Genomic DNA, 4,860 nt, shown 5'->3' with positions numbered 1-4,860 from the left:
GCACAAGGATCTGCGGGCGCGGGTCGACGAAAGGAAAGATCTTGTCTCACAGAAAGGCGAGCAGGCCGCCGGTGGCGGCGACCGCCACGAACAACCTGACCTGGACCGGGACGCGGGCGCTGGAGAGGCCCGGCATCAGCATGAAACAGGCGCCGATGCGGCAGAAGGCGAGGAACGCCGCGATGACGACGCCTTGCGACAGCACGCTCACGATATGGTTCCGAGCACCTTGATCTCGACGCCCTTGGCGATTTCGACATGGCTGAGCACCGGCAGCGTGGTGAACAGGCGCTCGATGATCATGCGCACATAGGGGCGGGCGTCGGGCGCGGTGACGAGGACGAAACGCTCGCCGGCTTCCAGATATTTCTTGATCGCCTTGGTGGCGTCCTGGCCGAACTCCTCGAGCTGACGCGGGTCGATGTCGAATTCGCGCACCTCGCCCTTGGCGTCGCGCTTGAGGCTCTGGTGGAAGGCGAGATCCCAGCGGTTGCCGAGGCGCAGCACTTTCAGCACGCCGCCCTCGGACAGGTCGCCGCATATCTGCTGGGCCATGCGGATGCGGACATGCTCGACGATCTGCTCGGTGCGGCGCACATGCGGCGCGATCTCGGCGATCGCCTCGATGATCAGGTGCAGATTGCGGATCGAGACGCGCTCGGCGAGCAGCAGCTTCAACACCGCCTGCAGGCCGGGATAGGAGATGTGCGTGGTGCAGATCTCGTCGGCGAGCTTGCGGTATTCCTGGTCCTGGCGTTCGAGCAGCGCCTTCATGTCCTTGTAGGACAGAAGCTGCGGCAGGTTGTTGCGGATGACCTCGGAGAGATGGGTGAGCAGCACCGACATGTTGTCGGCGAAGGTGTAGTTCTCGCGCTTCAAATCCTCGGCGAAGGCTTCGACCACGGAATAGGCGCGCATGCCGAAGGCCGGCTCGCGGATTTCCTCGCCCGGTATCTCGGGTATGTCGCGGTTGCCGAGCAGCACCATGATCTCGCCGACGCGCATCTGGTACTCGGCCACCACGGTGCCGTGCACCTTGATCTGGTAGCTCTTCGGCGGGATGGCGAAATCGTCGGCGACGCGCACTTCCGGCACGACGAAGCCGTACTGGGTGGCGAATTTCTTGCGCATCTTGCCCATGCGGAAAACCAGTTCCTGATGCGACGTCAGCAGCCTTGTCGACAGCTGCTTGCCGATCAAAAGCTCGATCTCGGCGGTGGCGAGCGAAGCCTTGACCGAGTTCTTCTCCTCTTCGACCTTGGTCGCCTTTTCCTGATCCTTGATCGCCTCGGCTTCGGCGACGGCGCGGTTGGCGCGCATCGGGATGACGTAGCCGAGACCGGCCATGCCGGCGGCGAGCGCAAAGAACGGGAACAGCGGCAGGCCGGGCATCAGGCCGAGCAGCACCAGCAGCGATGCCGCGACATAGAGGGCGCGCGGGTGGGCACCGAGCTGGCCGAACACCGCCTGGTTGGTCGAGCCGCGGGTGCCGCCCTTGGAGACGAGCAGGCCGGCGGCGAGCGACACGATCAGTGCCGGGATCTGGGTGACGAGGCCGTCGCCGACCGACAGCTTGATGAACACGTCGGCGGCTTCGCCCATGCCCATACCGTGCCTGATGTAGCCGATGGCGATGCCGCCGACGATGTTGATGGCGGTGATGATGAGGCCGGCGATGGCGTCGCCGCGCACGAACTTCGAGGCGCCGTCCATCGAGCCGAAGAAAGAAGATTCTTCTTCCAGCTCGCGGCGGCGCAGCTGCGCGGTCTTGTCGTCGATCATACCGGCCGACAGGTCGGCGTCGATCGACATCTGCTTGCCTGGGATGGCGTCGAGGGTGAAGCGCGCGCCGACTTCGGCGATACGGGTGGCGCCCTTGGTGATGACGATGAAGTTCACCACGATCAGGATCATGAAGACAATCAGGCCGATGACGAAGTCGCTGGCCATCACCAGCTTGGAGAAGCCGGCGATGACATAGCCGGCGGCATGCGTGCCCTCATTGCCGTGCGACAGGATCATGCGCGTGGTGGCGATGTTGAGCGACAGCCTGAGCATGGTGGCGATGAGCAGCACGGTCGGGAAGGACGAGAAATCGAGCGGCCGCTGGATCCACAGCGCCACCATCAGGATCAGCACCGAAAGCGCGATCGAGAAGGCGAGGCCGACGTCGATGAGAAAGGCCGGAATCGGCAGAAACAGCACGGCCAGGATGATGACGATGCCGATGGCGAAGAAGACGTCGCGGCCGTTCTTGGCCACCGCGCCGGGCTGAATGCTTTCGCTGATCGCCATATCGTCCTCAAACCCCATAGACTGCCGAGCGCGCGACAGCCCTGTAAAGGTAGCCCGCCAAGCTTGCGCGAGGGTGGGAGACTGGCTAGTTCGAACGACCATGCGCAGGTCGCCGTGTCGGCCGGCCTCGCTAGGAAGGGAAACCCATGCTTCTGATCATCGGCACCATCCGCCTGCCGCCAAACAAATTGGAGGAAGCTAAGCCCGCTATGGAACGCATGGTTTCCGGCAGCCGCGCCGAGCCCGGCTGTCTCGAATATTCCTATGCGCAGGATGTTTTCGATGCCGGGCTCATCCGGGTCACGGAAGTCTGGAGTGACAGGGCAGCGCTCGACGCGCATTTCGCCTCGCCGCACATTGCGGACTGGCGTGCGAGCTGGCCGGCGCTAGGCATAGGCGAGCGCAACCTCGTGCTCTATGAAGCCGGCGAGCCCATGCCGACCTGAACGGTCCGTCAGCCGATCGATATCGCGCCAGCTGTCGCCAATATGGTGTCTGCCGGCATAGTGGTTGCCATGCCGTGCCGCCGGGCGTATCAGGCTGGCTTTCCACTGCCTTTCGATATCGGCGAGCCGCCCCGGTGCTTTCCAGAAACCACAGCGAAGTCTACGCCCGCCGGCTGCGCGCGGTGCTGATCAGGTCGTTGCCTCTGCTCGAGGCACGCGGCATCGTGGTGGTCGTTCTCGCCGGTGTCGTAGGCGTGATGGCGGGCATATTGGTCACGGCGATGAGCCAGATCGTGCAGGACCTGCACGGGCTGCTGTTCGGCGTTCAGCCAGGCGGCCGGCTTTCCGGCATGTTCTCGCTCGCCAATCCGATGCAGGCGCTGATACCGGCGATCGGCGGCATGCTGCTGGGGCTGACGGTGGTCTGGCTCAGGATACGGAAATTCCGCACGCCGATCGACCCGATCGAAGCCAATGCGCTCTATGGCGGGCGCATGTCGCTGACCGACACCTTCATCATCGCCGGCCAGACGATGATCTCCAGCGGTTTTGGCGCCTCGGTCGGGCTGGAAGCCGGCTATACGCAGGTTGGCTCCGGGCTGGCATCGCGGCTGGCGGGCATCTTCAGGCTGCGCCGCAACGATGTCCGCATCCTGGTCGGCTGTGGTGCGGCCGGCGCCATCGCCGCCGCCTTCGATGCACCGCTGACCGGCGCCTTCTACGGCTTCGAACTGGTCATCGGCATCTACTCGGTTGCCAATGTCGCGCCAGTCTTGACAGCCGCGATCTGCGCCTCGCTGACGGCAGAGATGTTCGGCGGCGTGCCGTTTCCGCTCGAGCTTTCGGGTCTGCCGGCGCTCACCGCCAGCCAGTATGTGCCGTTCCTGCTGCTCGGCCTGCTCGGCGGTGCCGCCTCGATCGCCATCATGCATCTGGTGACACTGATCGAGCGCGGTTTCGCCAGGCTGTCGATCGATGCGGCGCTGCGCCCCGTCATCGGCGGAGTCATCGTTGGCTTGTTGGGGCTGATCACGCCGCAGGTCCTGTCCAGCGGCCATGGCGCGCTGCATCGCGAATTCTCGATGAATTACGGGCTGGCCGTGGTGGCCAGCGTCTTCGTGCTCAAGCTGGCGGCGTCGGCGGTCTCGCTGGGGTCGGGTTTTCGCGGCGGATTGTTCTTCGCCTCGCTGTTCCTCGGCGCGCTGCTCGGCAAGGCGTTCGCGGATGTGATGATTGTCGTCTCGCCGGCAACCGGCATCGACCCTGCCGTCGCCGCCGTCGTCGGCATGACGTCGCTCGCAGTCGGTGTCGTCGGCGGTCCGCTGACGATGACCTTCCTGGCGCTGGAATCGACCCGCGACCTGACGCTGACCGGCGTTGTGCTGGCCGCCTCGATCATGTCGGCGATCCTGGTGCGCGAGACCTTCGGCTACTCGTTCTCGACATGGCGCTTCCATTTGCGCGGCGAGACCATCCGCAGCGCGCACGATGTCGGCTGGATGCGCAGCCTCACAGTCGGCTCGATGATGCGCAAGGACATCAAGACCATCTATGCCTCGACGACGCTGGCAGCCTTCCGCAAGCAAGTGCCGCTCGGCTCTGCCCAGCGGGTCATCGCCGTCGACGCGGGCGACCACTATGTCGGCGTGCTGATCGTGGCCGAACTGCACAGCGATCCTTCCGATGGCGAGGTGCCGGTGCGCGATCTTGCCAAATACAAGGACGCGGTGCTGGTGCCGAGCATGAACGTGCAGGCCGCCGCGGAAACATTCCAGCGCGCCGGCGCCGAAGAACTCGCAGTCGTCGAGGATTTCACCGACCACATCGTCTTGGGGCTTTTGACCGAAGGCCATCTGATGCGGCGCTATGCCGAGGAACTCGACAAGGCGCGCCGGGACCTATCGGGCGAGGGGTGACGGACGGCCAAGCGGGGGCCTGCGACAGTGGTTGCGGAGCCCTAATGCTCGATCGGTCCCTTGGCCATCACAAGCGCTGTGCCCGCGGTCGTCGGGCGTTCGATCATGCGCCGCACGCGGGGCGGTTCGTCGCCGCTGTGCAGGGCCCGCACGCGTTCGCCGATGACGGCGTCGGCATGGGTGATGCGTCCATTGTGCCTGAT

Annotated in this window: 4 protein-coding genes and 1 pseudogene; 2 read left to right on the top strand and 3 right to left on the bottom strand. The window is 64.9% G+C overall.

Annotated features, from left to right (window positions below; all coding sequences use genetic code 11):
• Nucleotides 1-49: 49 nt before the first annotated feature.
• Together EN984_RS22940 and flhA are read right to left on the bottom strand one after the other, a co-directional pair.
• Nucleotides 50-211: pseudogene (locus EN984_RS22940) on the bottom strand (flagellar biosynthetic protein FliR); the annotation flags it as partial.
• Nucleotides 208-2,295, bottom strand: a complete 2,088-nt coding sequence (gene flhA, locus EN984_RS22935; protein WP_127269778.1) for a flagellar biosynthesis protein FlhA — start codon at nucleotides 2,293-2,295, stop codon at nucleotides 208-210. The pseudogene EN984_RS22940 and the gene flhA, both read right to left, overlap by 4 nt.
• Nucleotides 2,296-2,441: 146 nt before the next feature.
• Here flhA and EN984_RS22930 point away from each other — a divergent pair, with 146 nt between their 5' ends.
• Nucleotides 2,442-2,741, top strand: coding sequence for a putative quinol monooxygenase (locus EN984_RS22930; RefSeq protein ID WP_127269780.1), 300 nt, complete (start codon nucleotides 2,442-2,444; stop codon nucleotides 2,739-2,741).
• A gap of 134 nt (nucleotides 2,742-2,875) precedes the next feature.
• The gene (locus tag EN984_RS22925) at nucleotides 2,876-4,657 is read left to right on the top strand and encodes a chloride channel protein (RefSeq protein ID WP_127271699.1); all 1,782 of its coding nucleotides are present in this window, start codon (nucleotides 2,876-2,878) and stop codon (nucleotides 4,655-4,657) included.
• Nucleotides 4,658-4,698: 41 nt separating this feature from the next.
• Here the strand turns inward: EN984_RS22925 and EN984_RS22920 are convergent.
• Nucleotides 4,699-4,860, bottom strand: a 162-nt coding sequence (locus tag EN984_RS22920) for an MFS transporter (RefSeq protein ID WP_206517464.1), incomplete at its 5' end; no start/stop codon positions are given.

It is taken from the genome of Mesorhizobium sp. M7A.F.Ca.CA.004.12.1.1 (assembly GCF_003997835.1).
Classification (GTDB): Bacteria; Pseudomonadota; Alphaproteobacteria; order Rhizobiales; family Rhizobiaceae; genus Mesorhizobium.
Note: the sequence above shows the minus strand (reverse complement) of the source record. Positions and strands in the feature narration are given on the sequence as shown.